16 protein-coding genes are annotated in these 16,887 nt (G+C 71.3%); 10 read left to right on the top strand and 6 right to left on the bottom strand.

What is annotated here, in order from left to right:
- Nucleotides 1-54: 54 nt before the first annotated feature.
- On the top strand, nucleotides 55-540 hold the full coding sequence (gene rplQ / locus AB0E88_RS16465) for a 50S ribosomal protein L17 (protein ID WP_361630535.1): 486 nt from the start codon (nucleotides 55-57) through the stop codon (nucleotides 538-540).
- Nucleotides 541-621: 81 nt separating this feature from the next.
- Complete coding sequence (truA, locus tag AB0E88_RS16460; protein ID WP_361630532.1) at nucleotides 622-1,479, top strand: tRNA pseudouridine(38-40) synthase TruA; 858 nt, start codon at nucleotides 622-624, stop codon at nucleotides 1,477-1,479.
- Between the two features lie 29 nt (nucleotides 1,480-1,508).
- Here the strand turns inward: truA and AB0E88_RS16455 are convergent, their stop codons facing one another.
- On the bottom strand, nucleotides 1,509-2,669 hold the full coding sequence (locus tag AB0E88_RS16455; protein ID WP_361630529.1) for an NDP-sugar synthase: 1,161 nt from the start codon (nucleotides 2,667-2,669) through the stop codon (nucleotides 1,509-1,511).
- Nucleotides 2,670-2,759: 90 nt separating this feature from the next.
- Entirely contained in the window at nucleotides 2,760-3,644 is an 885-nt protein-coding gene (locus AB0E88_RS16450; RefSeq protein WP_361630526.1) for a hypothetical protein, read from the bottom strand.
- A 302-nt stretch (nucleotides 3,645-3,946) separates the two neighbouring features.
- Between AB0E88_RS16450 and rplM the strand changes: the two genes are divergently transcribed.
- The 3 genes from rplM (at nucleotide 3,947) to glmM (ending at nucleotide 6,560) form a co-directional block, all read left to right on the top strand.
- Nucleotides 3,947-4,390 carry a 50S ribosomal protein L13 gene (rplM, locus tag AB0E88_RS16445; protein WP_014674395.1) on the top strand — a complete coding sequence of 148 codons (444 nt, stop codon included), beginning with the start codon at nucleotides 3,947-3,949 and terminating at the stop codon, nucleotides 4,388-4,390.
- 42 nt (nucleotides 4,391-4,432) lie between these two features.
- Nucleotides 4,433-4,945 carry a 30S ribosomal protein S9 gene (gene rpsI, locus AB0E88_RS16440; RefSeq protein WP_145879486.1) on the top strand — a complete coding sequence of 171 codons (513 nt, stop codon included), beginning with the start codon at nucleotides 4,433-4,435 and terminating at the stop codon, nucleotides 4,943-4,945.
- A gap of 256 nt (nucleotides 4,946-5,201) precedes the next feature.
- A complete protein-coding gene (gene glmM / locus AB0E88_RS16435) occupies nucleotides 5,202-6,560 on the top strand; it encodes a phosphoglucosamine mutase (protein WP_361630522.1) in 1,359 nt (452 codons plus the stop codon).
- A gap of 18 nt (nucleotides 6,561-6,578) precedes the next feature.
- On the opposite strand, the gene AB0E88_RS16430 is transcribed toward glmM, so the two are convergent.
- From AB0E88_RS16430 to AB0E88_RS16420, 3 genes are all read right to left on the bottom strand, one after another.
- Nucleotides 6,579-7,532 (bottom strand): DUF389 domain-containing protein, encoded by a 954-nt coding sequence (locus tag AB0E88_RS16430; protein WP_361630519.1) that lies wholly within the window; start codon nucleotides 7,530-7,532, stop codon nucleotides 6,579-6,581.
- A 31-nt stretch (nucleotides 7,533-7,563) separates the two neighbouring features.
- The gene (gene coaA / locus AB0E88_RS16425; protein WP_361630516.1) at nucleotides 7,564-8,532 is read right to left on the bottom strand and encodes a type I pantothenate kinase; all 969 of its coding nucleotides are present in this window, start codon (nucleotides 8,530-8,532) and stop codon (nucleotides 7,564-7,566) included.
- 92 nt (nucleotides 8,533-8,624) lie between these two features.
- Nucleotides 8,625-9,947, bottom strand: coding sequence for a hypothetical protein (locus tag AB0E88_RS16420; protein WP_361630513.1), 1,323 nt, complete (start codon nucleotides 9,945-9,947; stop codon nucleotides 8,625-8,627).
- 296 nt (nucleotides 9,948-10,243) lie between these two features.
- Between AB0E88_RS16420 and AB0E88_RS16415 the strand changes: the two genes are divergently transcribed.
- The 4 genes from AB0E88_RS16415 (at nucleotide 10,244) to AB0E88_RS16400 (ending at nucleotide 14,785) form a co-directional block, all read left to right on the top strand.
- Complete coding sequence (locus tag AB0E88_RS16415) at nucleotides 10,244-11,026, top strand: hypothetical protein (protein WP_361630510.1); 783 nt, start codon at nucleotides 10,244-10,246, stop codon at nucleotides 11,024-11,026.
- A 192-nt stretch (nucleotides 11,027-11,218) separates the two neighbouring features.
- The gene (locus AB0E88_RS16410) at nucleotides 11,219-12,415 is read left to right on the top strand and encodes an acyltransferase (protein WP_361630508.1); all 1,197 of its coding nucleotides are present in this window, start codon (nucleotides 11,219-11,221) and stop codon (nucleotides 12,413-12,415) included.
- 95 nt (nucleotides 12,416-12,510) lie between these two features.
- Nucleotides 12,511-14,358: a glutamine--fructose-6-phosphate transaminase (isomerizing) gene (gene glmS / locus AB0E88_RS16405; protein WP_361630505.1), complete on the top strand. Its 1,848-nt coding sequence runs from the start codon at nucleotides 12,511-12,513 to the stop codon at nucleotides 14,356-14,358.
- Between the two features lie 55 nt (nucleotides 14,359-14,413).
- Nucleotides 14,414-14,785: a holo-ACP synthase gene (locus AB0E88_RS16400; RefSeq protein WP_361630502.1), complete on the top strand. Its 372-nt coding sequence runs from the start codon at nucleotides 14,414-14,416 to the stop codon at nucleotides 14,783-14,785.
- Between the two features lie 41 nt (nucleotides 14,786-14,826).
- Here the strand turns inward: AB0E88_RS16400 and AB0E88_RS16395 are convergent, their stop codons facing one another.
- The gene (locus tag AB0E88_RS16395) at nucleotides 14,827-15,279 is read right to left on the bottom strand and encodes a hypothetical protein (protein ID WP_361630499.1); all 453 of its coding nucleotides are present in this window, start codon (nucleotides 15,277-15,279) and stop codon (nucleotides 14,827-14,829) included.
- A gap of 136 nt (nucleotides 15,280-15,415) precedes the next feature.
- Here AB0E88_RS16395 and AB0E88_RS16390 point away from each other — a divergent pair, with 136 nt between their 5' ends.
- Nucleotides 15,416-16,855, top strand: a complete 1,440-nt coding sequence (locus AB0E88_RS16390; RefSeq protein WP_361630496.1) for an NAD(P)H-hydrate dehydratase — start codon at nucleotides 15,416-15,418, stop codon at nucleotides 16,853-16,855.
- Nucleotides 16,856-16,887 lie beyond the last annotated feature (32 nt).

Raw genomic sequence — 16,887 nt, 5'->3', positions numbered from 1 at the left:
GGATACTGACTCCGGTACCTGATACGGCCGGGGCAGACACACAGGAGATTGATCATGCCGAAGCCCACCAAGGGTGCCCGTCTGGGCGGCAGCGCCGCGCACGAGAAGCTGCTCCTCGCGAACCTCGCGAAGAGCCTCTTCGAGCACGGTCGCATCACCACCACCGAGGCGAAGGCGCGCAAGCTGCGTCCGTACGCCGAGCGTCTGGTCACCAAGGCGAAGAAGGGCGACCTTCACAACCGCCGTCAGGTGCTCCAGGTGATCACGGACAAGAGCGTCGTCCACACGCTCTTCACCGAGATCGGCCCGCGCTACGAGAACCGTCCGGGTGGCTACACCCGCATCACCAAGATCGGTAACCGCCGTGGCGACAACGCGCCCATGGCTGTCATCGAGCTGGTCGAGGCGCTGACGGTGCAGCAGAACGCCGTGGGCGAGGCCGAGGCGGCGACCAAGCGTGCCGTCAAGGAGGCCGACGAGGCCAAGGCCGAGTCGACCGAGGCCACCGAGGCTCCGGCCGAGGAGTCCAAGGGCGCGTAAGCGTTCTGCCTTCAGGGCGTTTGCGGGCCCGCTCCTTTTTGAGGAGCGGGCCCGCTTTCCGTGTTCTGAGAGGATCTGTACGTGAGTGATGAAGCAGCGCCCGGTTACGTCCGTGTCCGTCTCGACCTGTCCTACGACGGCACCGACTTCTCCGGTTGGGCCAAGCAGGCGGGCGGCCGGCGGACCGTGCAGGGGGAGATCGAGGACGCGCTGCGGACCGTCACCCGGTCCCGGGAGACGTACGAGCTGACCGTCGCCGGCCGCACCGACGCCGGTGTGCACGCGCGCGGGCAGGTGGCCCATGTGGATCTGCCGGAAGACGTCTGGCGCGAGCACCACGAGAAGCTGCTGAAGCGGCTCGCCGGGCGGCTGCCGAAGGACGTGCGGGTGTGGGCGCTGCGGCCGGCGCCCAGTGGATTCAACGCCCGCTTCTCCGCGATCTGGCGGCGCTATGCCTACCGGGTCACCGACAACCCCGGTGGCGTCGACCCGCTGCTGCGCAACCACGTGCTGTGGCACGACTGGCCGCTCGACGTCGACGCCATGAACGAGGCCGCGCGGGGACTGCTGGGGGAGCACGACTTCGCGGCGTACTGCAAGAAGCGGGAGGGGGCGACCACCATCCGTACCTTGCAGGAGCTGAGCCTTTCGCGGGGCGCGGACGGGATCGTCACCGCGACCGTGCGGGCCGACGCCTTCTGCCACAACATGGTGCGGTCGCTGATCGGGGCGCTGCTGTTTGTGGGCGACGGGCACCGGGGGCCCGAGTGGCCGGCGAAGGTGCTGGCCGCGGGGGTGCGGGACTCGGCGGTGCACGTGGTGCGGCCGCACGGGCTGACGCTCGAGGAGGTCGGGTATCCGGCCGACGAGCTGCTGGCCGCGCGGAGTCGTGAGGCCCGTAACAAGCGCAGCCTGCCCCTGGGGGGCGGCTGCTGCTAGGCGGTGCCGGGTCCTGTCGTCCCCCGGTGCTACGCCGTCGTGGCCGGTCGCGCGGTTCCCCGCGCCCCCGAGGTGGGTCGTACCGCCGTGTGTTCCGTCGCGCAGGGCGTCGGGGCCGCAGACAGGCGCACGCTGTACGGCGCCATGCGCGCGCCGCAGGCGATGCGCACCCCCGGGGGGAGTTCGTTGCCCTCTTCGACGTGGGCGCCGTCGCCGACGACCGTCGCCTCCAGTGACGTGCCGGGACCGACCTGGGCGTGGCGGCCGACGGCCGAGGCGTGGACGGTGGCGCCGGGGGCGATGTGGGCGCCGGTCATCACCACGCTGCCCTCGACCACCGCGCCCTCCTCGATCACCGCGCCGGGGGAGACGACCGTGCCGCCGCTGAGCACCGCGGCGGGATGGACGCGGGCGCCCGGCAGGACCAGCGCGTCGCCGGGCGGGCCGGGCAGCGCGGGGGAGGTGACGCGGCCGCGCACCAGGTCGGCCGAGCCCTGGACGAAGGCGGCGGGGGTGCCGAGGTCGAGCCAGTAGGTGTCGTCCACCACACCGCGCACCTGGGCGTCGGTCGCGAGCAGTTCGGGGAACGTCTCGCGTTCCACGGAGACGACCCGGTCCGGCGGGATGCGGTCGATGACCGAGCGGGTGAAGACGTAGCAGCCGGCGTTGATCTGGTCGGTGATGATCTCTTCCGGGGTCTGCGGCTTCTCCAGGAACGCGGTGACGCGGCCGCCCTCGTCGGTCGGGACCAGGCCGAAGGCGCGCGGGTCGCCGACCCGTTTCAGCTGCAGGGTGACGTCCGCGCCGGTGAGGCGGTGGTGGGCGCGCAGGGCGGCGATGTCGACGCCGGAGAGGATGTCGCCGTTGAGGACGAGCACCGGGTCGCTGGGCGCGCTGCGCAGACGCCGGGCCGCGTTGCGGATGGCGCCGCCGGTGCCGAGGGCGCTCTCCTCGGTGACGTACTCCAGCTCCAGGCCGAGCCGCGCGCCGTTGCCGTACTCCGCCTCGAAGAGCTCCGCGAGGTAGGAGGTGGCGAGGATGACGCGGGTGACACCCGCGGCGGCGGCCCGCGCCAGCTGGTGGGTGAGGAACGGCACCCCGGCGACGGGCAGCAGCGGCTTGGGGATGTGGCTGGTCAGGGGGCGCAGCCGGGTGCCCTGACCCCCCACGAGCAGGATCGCTTCGGACATGATCCCCGATGCTGGCACGCGTGCCGGGGGCGGGAAACGCCTGTGGAGGAGCTGTCGGGAGAAGTTAACCTGCCCGACGCGTCCGCCGGGTCAGCCGTTCGCCGCCGCCGACGCCTGGGCCTCGCCGCGCCGCTTGATCTGGTTGAAGGCGAACAGGGCGAGGTCGTCACCGGCGCTGAAGGCCTTGGTGTCCTTGGTGGTGACGTTCTTGCCGCTGGTGAAGCCGGTGAGGGTGAAGTAGGCGTAGCGGCCGTAGGAGTTCGTGGTGGAGCGGCAGACCGCGCCGTCGCAGAACGGCTTGACGCCCTTGCCGGTCAGCGGCTGCACCATGCCCGTCTTCGGGGAGCTGCCCTTGCGGGTCGCGAGGGCCTGCGCCTCGGTGTCGAAGACGGCGACACCGACCGTGACCGCGATGCCGCCCTCGGTGTAGGTGACACGCAGCACACGGGTGCAGCCGTTCGCGGCGAGGGCCTTGGGCAGCGTGCCCTTGGACGCCGTGGCGCAGTCCTTGGTGTCGGCGGTGGGACCCTTCTGGTACACGGTCGAGCCCATAGTGAGCTGCGAGCCGGGGAAGAGGATGTCCGGGCCGAGGGGCGCGGTGTCCTTCTTCTTGTCGGAGACGAATTCCTTCGGGTCCAGCGGGGGCGGGGCGCTCGTCGGCGCGAACGACGGTGCCGTCGCCGTGCCGCCCGGGATGGACGCCGTGGGCGGCAGCGAGCTGGGGTCGCCGCCCGCCTCGTTGCTGCCGTTCGCCGAGGTCACGGCCAGGGCGACGGCGGCTCCGACCGCGAGGGTGGCGAGTGCGCCGCCGCCGATGAACAGCATCCGGCGCCGCTTGGCGCGCGCCTCGGACGCCTCGGCCAGTGCCGCCCAGTCCGGGGTCTCGCCGTCACCGCCGTCGCTCCACGGCTGCTGGGAGTTCGGTTTCCAGGGATCCCACTGGGGCTGCTGGGGTCCCCCCTGCCCATAGCTCATGGGGCGCATCTTAGACGGGGTGCCCGTGTGTCATGGCCCGTGCAGTGGGGAGGATGGGGCGGCGGTGGCCGCAGGGGGTCTGAGCGGGGTCGTTTTGACCCACCCCGTCGGCCCCGGTATTCTGCTTGTTCGTTGTGTATTGGCTTGCTCATTCTCACGGGACGGGCCCTTACACCGGTCCACCGGGCCGATGACCAGCGACCCCACGTACGCGGTATGCGTCGCCGCCGTGGGTCAAGGCTGTCGTGATCGTTTCGGTGACCTTGTCTAGGACCATTCACTCGAAGCGAAGGCTACGAACCGTGCGTACGTACAGCCCCAAGCCCGGCGATGTGACGCGCCAGTGGCACGTCATCGACGCTCAGGACGTTGTCCTGGGCCGTCTCGCCACCACCGCAGCCACCCTTCTCCGGGGCAAGCACAAGCCGATCTACGCGCCGCACGTCGACGCTGGTGACTTCGTCATCATCATCAACGCCGACAAGGTGCACCTGTCCGGCAACAAGCGGACCCAGAAGATGGCGTACCGCCACTCCGGCTACCCGGGTGGTCTGCGCTCCGTCCGCTACGACGAGCTGCTCGACAAGAACCCCGAGAAGGCCATCGAGAAGGCCGTCAAGGGCATGCTCCCCAAGAACTCCCTGGGCCGTCAGATGCTCTCGAAGCTGAAGGTCTACAAGGGTGACCAGCACCCGCACGCTGCCCAGCAGCCGGTGCCGTTCGAGATCACCCAGGTCGCGCAGTAAGTCCGGCCACCCCCTAAGACTGAAGAGAATCTGAGGAGAATCGTGGCCGAGACCACTGCCGAGCAGCCGATCGAAGAGATCGACATCGAGAGCTACACCACCGAGTCCGAGGTCCCCGTCGAGGGCGAGTACACCTCCGAGTCGCTGGCTTCCCGCTTCGGCGAGCCCCAGCCGGCCGCCGGCCTGGGCCGTCGCAAGAACGCCATCGCCCGTGTCCGGATCGTTCCGGGCACCGGCAAGTGGAAGATCAACGGTCGCACCCTCGAGGACTACTTCCCGAACAAGGTGCACCAGCAGGAAGTCAACGAGCCCTTCAAGGTGCTCGAGCTCGAGGGCCGTTACGACGTCATCGCCCGCATCGCGGGTGGCGGTGTCTCCGGTCAGGCCGGTGCCCTGCGCCTCGGTGTCGCCCGTGCCCTGAACGAGGCCGACGTCGACAACAACCGTGGCCCGCTGAAGAAGGCCGGCTTCCTGCGCCGCGACGACCGCGCGGTCGAGCGGAAGAAGGCCGGTCTGAAGAAGGCCCGCAAGGCCCCGCAGTACAGCAAGCGCTAAGCTTCGCTGCCTGCTCGTACGTATCCGGGCTTCCGTTTCGGTTGCCCCCCGCGTACTCCGAACGCCCCGGCGGCACGCCAGTGTGCCGCCGGGGCGTTCGTTTATCACAGCCTTCGGGCGTATAACGGCACAAGACATTCAGCAGCTTGTGCGATTGCGTGCCCGGGCGGCGCAGTCCCGGGACACGAACGTCGGCACGCGCATGGGCCGCACCGGCGCGCCGCTCTTCGTAACTGACGCTTCCTCAGGAGGACACGTGGGACGACTCTTCGGCACGGACGGTGTGCGCGGTGTCGCCAACGCGGATCTGACCGCCGAGATGGCACTCGGTCTGTCCGTCGCGGCGGCGCACGTACTCGCCGAGGCGGGCACCTTCGAGGGGCACCGGCCGACCGCGGTGGTCGGCCGTGACCCGCGCGCGTCCGGGGAGTTCCTGGAGGCGGCCGTCGTCGCGGGCCTCGCCAGCGCCGGCGTCGACGTGCTGCGCGTCGGTGTCCTGCCGACCCCGGCCGTCGCGTTCCTCACCGGCGCGCTCGGCGCCGACCTCGGCGTGATGCTCTCCGCGAGCCACAACGCCATGCCCGACAACGGCATCAAGTTCTTCGCCCGCGGCGGCCACAAACTCGCCGACGAGCTCGAGGACCGGATCGAGGCGGTGTACGACTCCCACCGCCACGGCGAGCCGTGGGACCGCCCGACCGGCGCCGGCGTGGGCCGGGTGCGCGACTACGAGGAGGGCTCCGACCGGTACGTCGAGCACCTGGTCGGCGTGCTGCCGAACCGGCTCGACGGGCTGAAGATCGTCCTCGACGAGGCGCACGGCGCTGCCGCGCGTGTGTCGCCCGAGGCGTTCACCCGCGCCGGTGCGGAGGTCGTCACGATCGGTGCCGAGCCGGACGGGCTCAACATCAACGACGGCTGCGGCTCCACCCACCTCGACCTGCTCAAGGCCGCGGTGCTCGAGCACGGCGCCCACTTCGGCATCGCCCACGACGGCGATGCCGACCGCTGCCTCGCCGTCGACCACACCGGTGAGGAGATCGACGGCGACCAGATCCTCGCCGTGCTGGCCCTCGCCATGCGGGAGCGGTCCGCGCTGCGCTCCGACACCGTCGTGGCCACCGTGATGTCCAACCTCGGCTTCAAGCTGGCTCTGGAGCAGGAGGGGCTGAAGCTCGTCCAGACCGCGGTCGGCGACCGCTATGTGCTGGAGGAGATGAAGGAGCACGGGTACGCGCTCGGTGGCGAGCAGTCCGGGCACGTGATCATCCTCGACCACGCGACGACGGGTGACGGGACCCTGACGGGCCTCCTGCTGGCTGCCCGGGTCGCCGAGACGGGGCGGTCCCTCCGGGAGCTGGCCTCCGTGATGTCCCGGCTGCCGCAGGTCCTGATCAACGTGCGCGACGTCGACCGGTCCCGGGTGGGGAGCTCGGCCGATCTGGCCGCGGCCGTCTCCGACGCGGAGCGGGAGCTCGGGGAGACCGGGCGGGTGCTGCTGCGGCCCTCCGGGACCGAGCCGCTGGTCCGGGTCATGGTCGAGGCGGCGGACATCGAGCAGGCTCGGTCGGTCGCCGGGCGGCTGGCGGACGTCGTGAAGTCGGTCCTGGGCTAGGCAGAGCCCCGCGCTCCTTCAGGTCCGGCTGCCCGGCCGTACCTTCGCCAGTTGCCTCTGCCTGGTCCAGAAGTACTTCTGGGCCAGCAGGGTGAGCGTGCCCGCCAGGACGATGCCCAAGAGGTTCAGCAGGAGTTGCTGGCTCGAGCGGAGCGTCTGGTGGGTGTCGCCGTAGATCAGGGCGACGGCCGCGTTCGCGGCGGCCGGGACCGTGGTGACGGAGATGGCGACACCGACCAGGGCGCCCGACTTGGACGAGGTCAGGGACAGAGTGCCGGCGCAGCCGGCGAGGACCGCGACGACGAACGAGAACCAGTCCGGCGCGTAGATGAAGCCGGTGTTGGGCCGCTCCGCCTCCAAGCGGCCCTTGGTGAACAGGCCGACGGCGTCCATGAAGAGGCTGAAGCCGGCGGTCACCGCCATGGCCGCCGCGAAGCCGACCAGCAGCGCGATCAGGGACCGCAGGGCGAGGCGCGGCGCGCGCTGCACGATCGCCGTGCAGATGCCGGCCAGCGGCCCGAACTCGGGGCCGACCGCCATCGCGCCGACGATCAGGATCGCGTTGTCCAGCACCACACCGCAGGCCGCGATCATCGTGGCCAGCGTGATGAACGCGACGTAGGTGACCGAGAGGGTCGACTCCTCGTGAGTGGCCTCGGTGAGGTGCTCCCACAGCACCGCGTCCGCGCCCTCGCCCGGTGCGTCGTCCTCCGCCTGGTCGGCGCGGCGGGACAGCGACAGGTCGATGTTCTCGACGGCGATGGAACCGGTGCGGTCCAGACCGAGGTCCTGGAGTCCCGACAGCAGCTCGTCGCCGGCCTCCCGGGCGACGTCGCACAGCACCACGTCCCCGGCCGGGTCGCGCGCGGCGCCCGGCAGCACCACGAGGTGGGCGGTGCCGACGGTCTTCTCGATCAGGCGGACCACGTCGTCCGTCGTGCCGGACGGGGTGATCAGGCGCAGATGCAGCATGCGCTCTTTCTAACAGGCGCCTCGGGTGCCGCTACAGCTTGCGCAGGCTCAGGCGCTGGACCTTGTGGTCCGGGCCCTTGCGGACGACGAGGGTGGCGCGACCGCGGGTGGGGGCGATGTTCTCGACCAGGTTGGGCTTGTTGATCGTCCGCCACATCGTGCGGGCGTAGTCGAGGGCCTCGTCCTCGGACACCTGCGTGTACTTACGGAAGTACGACGACGGGTCCTGGAAGGCCGTCTCGCGCAGCTTCCGGAAGCGGCTGAGGTACCAGCGCTCGATGTCCTCGACGCGCGCGTCGACGTACACGCTGAAGTCGAAGTAGTCGGCGAGGCCGACCCGGGTGCGGCCGTCGTTGCCGGGCAGGGCGGGCTGCAGGACGTTGAGGCCCTCGACGATCAGGATGTCGGGGCGGCGCACGACGAGCTTCTCGCCGGGGACGATGTCGTAGATCAGGTGGGAGTAGACGGGCGCGGTGACCTCGCCCTTTCCTGCCTTGATGTCGGCGACGAACCGGGTCAGGGCGCGGCGGTCGTACGACTCGGGGAAGCCCTTGCGCGACATCAGGCCGCGCGCCTGGAGCTCCTTGGTGGGCAGCAGGAACCCGTCCGTGGTGACCAGCTCGACGCGGGGGTGCTCGGGCCAGCGCGAGAGCAGCGCCTGGAGGAGACGGGCGACGGTGGACTTCCCCACGGCGACCGAGCCGGCGACGCCTATGACGAAGGGGGTGCCGGACTGGGAGCCCTGCTCGCCGAGGAAGGTGTTCAGGGCCCCTCGGAGGCCGTCGGTGGCGCCGACGTAGAGATTGAGCAGCCGGGACAGCGGGAGGTAGATGTCCCGCACCTCGTCGAGGTCGATGACGTCACCGAGTCCGCGCAGCCGTTCGACCTCCTCCGCGCTCAGCGGCAGCGGAGTCTTGTCGCGCAGCGCGCTCCACTCGGCACGGGTGAGATCGACGTAGGGAGTCGCCTCCGGACGGTTCCGGTGGGCGCTCCGGGGCATCGAGGAGACCGGAGAGATCACAGTCCATTGTTAACGCTGTTTGAACGGGACGGGGGGTGGGGTGCGTCACGCCGGGACGCTTTCAGGGAAGATCACAGGTCCAGCACCTCGGTGACGTGGGCATCGCCGTACCCGAACCGTCTCCCGAGCTCGTGGAAGCGACCGTACTGCTCCTCGGTGAGAGACGGGGAGACCACGCGGAGCAAACGCAGCAGCATCCGGAAGCCGAGGTCGGCGTCCACATGGGCGGCGACCTCCTCGACGGCGGCCAGTGCGGCGGGGCCGGGAATCGGTTCCCAGTGCGGGCTGATGGAGACATCCCTCAGCAGTGGTGCCGTCTCCCGTACCAGCCCCAGCACCGCCTCGCGCGGGCCGGTCCGGGTAGGCGGGGCGGTATGGCGGTAGCAGGGGGATGCCTCCTTCAGGCGTTCCTCGCACAGGCTCCCGATCAGCCGGAGCCAGTCCCGCGCGTCGGTTCCGATCCGGTCGATGTTGTAGCCCCGGGCCGTTGCGGACAGCCACAGCGTCTCGATCGTCCGGCTGGGCAGCGAGGAGCCGAGCAGGCGCTGCGTGTCCGTGAGCAGCAGTGCCGCTGCCGATCCAGGGGTCTGGGCGCTGTCGTCGGCGGCCGCGGCCCGCCGCACGCGTTCTCGTGCGGTGTCCTCCTGCCAGGCTCCCTCGAACCACCAGGTGAGGGCCGAGAACCCGAAGTCGCCGGAGGCGTCACGGCGTGCCGGGTCGATGGGTGGCCACAGCACGTTGAGACCGTCGTACACCAGCGGTCCGGGAAAGCCGAGCGCGGTGCCCAACGCCATGAGACGGTCGTACTGGTCCTTGCCGACCGGTACGTCGTACGCCTTCAACATCCCTAGCAGGAACCGGAGTCCGAGGTCGCCGTCGCCTTGCCGAACGACGGCCTCCAGCGACTCGGCGAGCGCGCCGGACGGCGGTGCGACGTGGCCGCTGTCGGCGACGCGTCGGCCGAGTGCGCCCGCCGATGTGCGGATTTCCGTGGCGACGGCCGTACGGAGTTCCTCCTCGTCGATGGTCGGCCGGACGCTCCACCCCTGGTCGGCGGCCCGCTCGGATTCGGGCTCCGGCAGGTGCTCGGCGAGCCGGCGCAGCCAGCCGCGTACGCCCGACTCGCACTGAGCCGGATCAAAACGCCCCTGGGTGGCAGCGAGCCAGACGGTGCGGACGTCGTCGTCCGCCAACGGCGAGTCCAGGAGACAGCGCACGTCGACGCCCAGCTCGACGGCGCCCTCGCCCTCAGCGAGAGCGGCGATCTCGCCCGCGAGGTGCAGTGACACTGTCTCGTCGGGGGAGTGATCCGTCGTGGACAGTTCCCCGGCGAGCGCGCTGAGCCCGAAGTCGCCCTCGTAGAGAATGCTGTACCGCTCAGGCCGTCTTGCCATGGTGGGGGTGCCCTGCCTTCGGAAGGTTTCGGCGGGTGGGCTTTTCCCAGAGAGTAGGGGGTTTTCCTGCGCATGGGACGCGTGCGCGGTGTGTGTGATGTGTGGTCGTCGATGCGTGCGGCGCGGCCGGGAAATGGCCGGAAGCCTCCATGGGCGCTGCGCGAGAGTCGCGCGGGTGGTGATCACGTGGGGGTCACGGTCGGGTCGCGAATGGGTGTTCTGGAGATCATCTGTGGGTCTGCTGTGTGTAATGTCCACGTAAAACGCCGGGTTGTGAAGAAGAGAGAGCAGTTTTCGTGAGTCTCACCACCGTTCGCCGGGCCGGTCTCGCCGCCTCGGTCGCCGCGCTCGCGCTCCTCGTGTCCGCCTGCGGGTCGGGCAGCGACGACAAGGCCGACGACGGCAAGACCGCGCAGGCCGACAAGACGGCCTCCGCCGCGCCGGCTGCGGCGAAGCCGCTGACCGCCGCCGAGCTGGAGAAGGTCGTGGTCGCCCAGGCGGACGTCAAGAGCGGCAAGGTCTCCGAGGTGGCGGCCAAGGACGAGATCGCCCAGGGCGAGATCAAGACCGACAAGCCCGCCTGCGCGCCGCTCGCCGACGTCCAGGCCGGCACCTACGTCGGTGCCCCCGCGGCCCACGTCAAGCGGCACTGGCTCGCCGACCAGAAGAAGCCGGCCGCCGGAGCGGCGCCGGAGGAGAAGCTCACCGCTGCCCTGGACCGTACGAACGCCTTCGTGACGCTGGCGTCCTACGCGGACGGGGGCGCCGAGAAGGCCTTCGCCGATCTGAAGAGCGCCGTGGCGGCGTGTGCCGGTGGGTACTCCTGGACCGCGGGCAGCGACAAGACGCCGTACGCCAAGGTCATCAGCACCCCCGCGCCGCAGGGCGGCGACGAGGCGCTGGCGCTGACGTCGATGATGGAGGCGGACGGCGACCAGGTGCCGGTGAAGGCGGTCGTCGTCCGCAAGGGCGCCACCGTCGCGTACTTCAACGCCGTCAACTTCGGTGCGGCCGCCACCGGCAAGGACTACCCCTTCCCGCCCGAGCTGCTTCAGGCGCAGCTCGCCAAGCTCGGCTGAGCCGTCGCGGGCGTTCCCACCGGGCCGTCGACGCCCGATGGGAATCCCGTGACCACTGCGTGACCGCCGCGTGCCGGTGCTGTGTGGGGTCCCCGGACGCGAGGGCCCGGACCGTCACCCGTACCGTGCGGGATGGAACGCTGCCATGGGGGAGGCACAGGGAACAGACAGCGACAACGAAACGGTGAACGGATGAGCCAGGCGGACAGCACGCGACTCCTCGAAGCGCCCACGGGCCAAAGAGGAGAGAACGGGCCGACCGCACCCGCCGTGCCCTCGCCCCCGGGAGCACCCGCGGCGGAGGCGCGCCCGCGAGGCCAGCGGCTGGCCGCGCTCGACGGCCTGCGTTTCGTCGCGGCCCTGGCGGTCGTGCTGTTCCACTTCGTCGGCCAGAAGCCGTCGACCGTGAAGCACATCTGGGGCCGCCCCTACCAGGACCTGTTCCCCGAGGCGCACGCCTACTTCGCCTACGGCCGCCTCGGCGTCGACCTGTTCTTCCTGATCAGCGGCTTCGTCATCTGCATGAGCGCCTGGGGCCGCAGCCCGCGTGACTTCTTCATCTCGCGGGTGACCCGGCTGTACCCGATGTACTGGATCTCGGTCGTCGTGGCGGCGGCCGTCATCTTCCTCTTCGACACGCCGTTCGGACACCCGAACCCACGGGTCGTCTTCGCCAACCTCACCATGCTCCAGCAGCCGCTCGGCGTGAAGGACCTCGACTCGGTCTACTGGACCCTCTGGCCCGAGCTGTGCTTCTACCTCACCTTCGCGGTCGTGGTGTGGAAGGGCCTGACCTACCAGCGGGTCGTCGTCTTCTGCGGACTGTGGACCGTCGGCGTGGTACTGGCGCCCTCCGCACACGTCCCGCTGCTCACCCTGCTGGTCAACCCGCCGTCCGCGCCGTACTTCATCGCGGGCATGGCGTTCTACCTGATGCACCGCTTCCGGTCGACGCCGCTGCTGTGGGGCATCGTCGTGATGTCCTGGCTGCTCGCCCTGCACTTCCTGCTGGCCCCCGACGGCGGCCGCAACAACTGGGACGTCTGGTCGCCGTGGCGCGGCTCGCTGATCCTCGCGGTCACGGTGTTCTTCGCGCTGATCGCGGCGATCGCGCTCGGCTGGACCAGCCGGATCCGCTGGCGCTGGCTGACCGTCGCCGGGACGATGACCTTCCCGCTGTACCTGCTGCACGACGTCATCGGCATGACCGTCGTCCACCACTTCGCCGGCCGGGTCGCCCCCTGGACGCTGGTCGGCGTCACCGTCAGCGCCCTGGTGCTGCTGTCCTACCTGGCCCACCGCTTCGTCGAACGCCCCCTCGCCACCCGCATGCGGCGCTGGCTGAAGTCGGCGAGCTTCGGACTCGAGGCACCGGCTCCGCGCCGCTGAACCGCCCACGGGGCGTTCGTATCCCCGTGGGAATTTCCGAATTCGGGCACACAGCGGGGGGTTCGCGCCCGCTCCGGATCGTAGGCTGCGGTGCCATGTGCGGAATCGTGGGATACGTGGGGGCGCAGTCGGCGCTCGATGTGGTCATGGCCGGGCTCAAGCGGCTGGAGTACCGCGGGTACGACTCGGCGGGCGTCGCCGTGCTCGCGGACGGCGGGCTGGCCGCCGCCAAGAAGGCCGGCAAGCTCGTCAACCTCGAGAAGGAGCTGGTCGACCGGCCGCTCCCGGCCGGCACGACCGGTATCGGACACACCCGCTGGGCCACGCACGGCGGCCCGACCGACGCCAACGCCCACCCGCACCTCGACAACGCGGGCCGTGTCGCCGTCGTCCACAACGGCATCATCGAGAACTTCGCGGTGCTGCGGGCCGAGCTCGCCGAGCGCGGGCACGACCTGGCCTCGGAGACCGACACCGAGGTCGTCGCGCACCTGCTCGCCGAGGAGTTCTCCTCCTGCGCCGACCTCGCGGAGGCGATGCGGCTGGTGTGCCGGCGGCTGGAGGGCGCGTTCACGCTGGTCGCCGTGCACGCGGACGAGCCGGACGTCGTCGTCGGCGCACGGCGCAACTCCCCGCTGGTGGTGGGCGTCGGCGAGGGCGAGGCGTTCCTCGCCTCCGACGTCGCCGCGTTCATCGCGCACACCCGCTCCGCGATCGAACTCGGTCAGGACCAGGTCGTCGAGCTGCGCCGGGACGGCGTGCACGTCACCGGCTTCGACGGCACCCCCGCCGAGGTCCGCTCCTACCACGTCGACTGGGACGCCTCCGCCGCCGAGAAGGGCGGCTACGACTACTTCATGCTCAAGGAGATCGCCGAGCAGCCGAAGGCCGTCGCCGACACGCTGCTGGGCCGTATCGACGCCTCCGGCTCCCTGACCCTGGACGAGGTCCGCATCACGCCGTCCGAACTGCGCGAGGTCGACAAGGTCGTCATCATCGCCTGCGGTACGGCCTTCCACTCCGGCCTGATCGCCAAGTACGCCATCGAGCACTGGACGCGGATCCCCTGCGAGGTGGAGCTGGCGAGCGAGTTCCGTTACCGGGACCCGATCCTGGACGCCCAGACCCTGGTGATCGCCATCTCCCAGTCCGGCGAGACGATGGACACCCTGATGGCGCTGCGGCACGCCCGCGAGCAGGGCTCCAAGGTGCTCGCCATCTGCAACACCAACGGCTCCACGATCCCGCGCGAGTCGGACGCGGTGCTGTACACGCACGCGGGGCCGGAGGTCGCGGTCGCGTCCACCAAGGCGTTCCTGACGCAGCTCGTCGCGTGCTACCTGGTCGCGCTGTACCTGGGCCAGGTCCGGGGTACGAAGTGGGGTGACGAGATCCGCGCGGTCATCCGTGACCTCACGCAGATGCCCGGCGCGGTCGAGCGGGTCCTGGAGACGATGGAGCCGGTACGGGAGCTGGCGCGCTCGCTGGCGGCCAAGAACACCGTGCTGTTCCTCGGCCGGCACGTGGGCTACCCGGTCGCGCTGGAAGGCGCGCTGAAGCTGAAGGAACTGGCGTACATGCACGCCGAGGGCTTCGCGGCGGGCGAGCTGAAGCACGGGCCGATCGCGCTGATCGAGGAGGACCTGCCCGTGGTCGTGGTCGTCCCCTCCCCGCGCGGGCGGTCGGTCCTCCACGACAAGATCGTCTCCAACATCCAGGAGATCCGGGCGCGGGGTGCCCGCACCATCGTGATCGCCGAGGAGGGCGACGAGGCGGTCGTCCCGTACGCCGACCACCTCATCCGCATCCCGGCCACCCCCACGCTGCTCCAGCCGCTGGTCGCGACGGTTCCGCTGCAGGTCTTCGCCTGCGAACTCGCCACCGCGCGCGGCAACGAGGTGGACCAGCCGCGCAACCTGGCGAAGTCGGTGACGGTGGAGTGACGGTCGTCCAGACCGACGCAGGTCAACAGCCGTCCGCCGCCGTAGGGTGCACCGCATGAGCATCATCGGGGTCGGTATCGACGTGGCCGAGATCGAGCGGTTCGCGGCGTCGCTGGAGCGCACGCCCGGGCTGGCCCAGCGGCTGTTCGTGGAGGACGAGTTGCTGCTGCCGAGCGGGGAGCGGCGCGGTGTCGCCTCGCTCGCCGCGCGCTTCGCCGCCAAGGAGGCGCTGGCCAAGGCGCTCGGGGCGCCGCCCGGACTGCACTGGACCGACGCCGAGGTCTGCGTCGAGGACAGCGGTCGGCCGTGGCTGCGGGTGACGGGGACGGTCGCGGACCGGGCCGCCGAACTGGGCGTGCGGACCTGGCACGTGTCGCTCAGTCATGACGCGGGAGTCGCCTCCGCCGTGGTGATCGCGGAGGGCTGAAGCAGGAAGGGGGCGGCCCGCGCAGGCCGCCCCCTCGGCCGTCAGTGGTCGTTGACGAAGCTCACGTAGTAGGAGCCGCGCCCGCCCGCGCCCTCGTAGTTGAGGCCGAAGCGGTCGTACTCGTCCATGTCGTACCGGATGCCCTCAGCGGCCGAGTGCGAGGCACATGTGCCCTTGCCGCCGCTCGCGGTGAGCTTGTAGCCGGAGCGGTTGGCGGTGACGTCGTCCACCGTCACCCACGCCGAGTGGCCGTTCGCGGCCGTGTCGCACACGGAGACGATGTCGCCGTGCTCCTTGACGTAGACCTTGACGCCGGTGCCGGACCACACGTGGTCCCACGACGTTCCGCTCGGCGGTGCGACGGCGGCCGAGGCGGACGGCGCGGTGATGGTGGCCAGCGCGGCGAGGGCGGCGGCACCGGCCAGCGCGGCGGCGAGACGCCGGGGGCGGGGGGAACGCGGGACGGACGTGGGGGATGCGCTGGTGTGAGGCATGAGCCCTCTCGAGTCGTCGATCGGATGAAGTGATCAGCTTATGAGCCGCGGGGTGACGCGTCACACGTATAAGTGCCCTGCGGCGGCAGCGCGTTGGCCGTGCTCGTCGCGCCGTTTCCGGGGCAGACTCGGGTGCATGCGTACCGCGTACAGCGTCGAGACGGTCAGGGCAGCCGAGCGGGAGCTCATGGCGCGGCTACCGGAGGGCGCCCTCATGCAACGGGCCGCCGCCGGACTCGCCGCCGCCTGCGCCGAAGCGCTCGGGCGGGTGTACGGCAGCCGGGTCGTGCTGCTCGTCGGCAGCGGGGACAACGGGGGTGACGCCCTGTACGCCGGAGCGCGGCTCGCCCGGCGGGGCGCCGGGGTCACCGCCGTGCTGCTCAGTCCGGAACGGGCGCACGCCGGCGGACTCGCGGCGCTGCGCCGGGCCGGGGGGCGCGTCACCGGCGCGGAGGGCGCCGAAGAGCTGATCGAGCGGGCCGACCTGGTCATGGACGGCATCGTCGGGATCGGCGGCAAGGGCGGCCTGCGGCCCGAGGCGGTGCCGCTGGCGGACGCGGCGGCGCGGTCGCGGGCCGCCGTCGTCGCCGTCGACCTGCCGAGCGGGGTCGACGCGGACACCGGGGAGGTGCGGGGGGCCGCCGTGCGGGCGGATCTGACCGTCACCTTCGGCACGCACAAGCCGGGGCTGCTGATCGACCCGGCCCGGGAGTACGCGGGCAGCGTGCGGCTCGTGGACATCGGGCTGACGCTGCCCGACCGGGCCGAACTGGAGGCGTTGCAGCACGCGGACGTGGCCCGGCTGCTGCCGGTGCCGGGCGCGGAGAGCGACAAGTACCGGCGCGGTGTCGTCGGCATCGCCGCCGGGTCGGCGCGCTACCCCGGCGCCGCCGTGCTCGCGGTGTCGGGGGCGCTGCGGGGCGGCGCGGGGGCCGTGCGGTACGTGGGGCCCGCCGGGGACGAGGTCGTCGCCCGCTTCCCCGAGACGCTCGTCTCCGACCAGGGGCCCGCCAAGGCGGGACGCGTGCAGGCGTGGGTGGTCGGGCCGGGGGCCGGGGACGACGCGGAGACAGTGGCGCAGGTGGTGGAGAGCGACGTACCCGTGCTGATCGACGCCGACGGGCTGCGGCTCGCCGACCGCGAGGCGGTACGCGCGCGTACGGCGCCGACGCTGATGACGCCGCACGCCGGGGAGGCCGCCGCGCTGCTCGGGGTCGCCCGTGAGGAGGTCGAGGGGGCGCGGCTCGGCGCGGTGCGCGAGCTGGCGGAGCGCTACCGGGCGACGGTGCTGCTGAAGGGGTCCACCACGCTGGTCGCGGACCCGGGGCGGGAGGCGGCGGTCCGGGTGAACGCGACGGGGACACCGTGGCTGGCGACGGCGGGGAGCGGGGATGTGCTGTCCGGGCTGACCGGATCTCTGCTGGCCTCGGGGCTCTCCGCGCGGGACGCGGGGAGCGTGGGGGCGTATCTGCACGGACTCGCGGGCCGGTTCGCCGCGCGGGGCGTACCGGTGGGGGCGCATGACGTGGCGTCGGCGATCCCGGACGCCTGGCGGGACGTACGGCACGCGGACTGAGGGGAAGCGGGCGCACGCCGGCTGCCGGAAAG

This window comes from Streptomyces sp. NPDC028635 (genome assembly GCF_040637635.1).
Classification (GTDB): domain Bacteria; phylum Actinomycetota; class Actinomycetes; order Streptomycetales; family Streptomycetaceae; genus Streptomyces.
This window is presented reverse-complemented; position numbering and strand designations above follow the sequence as displayed.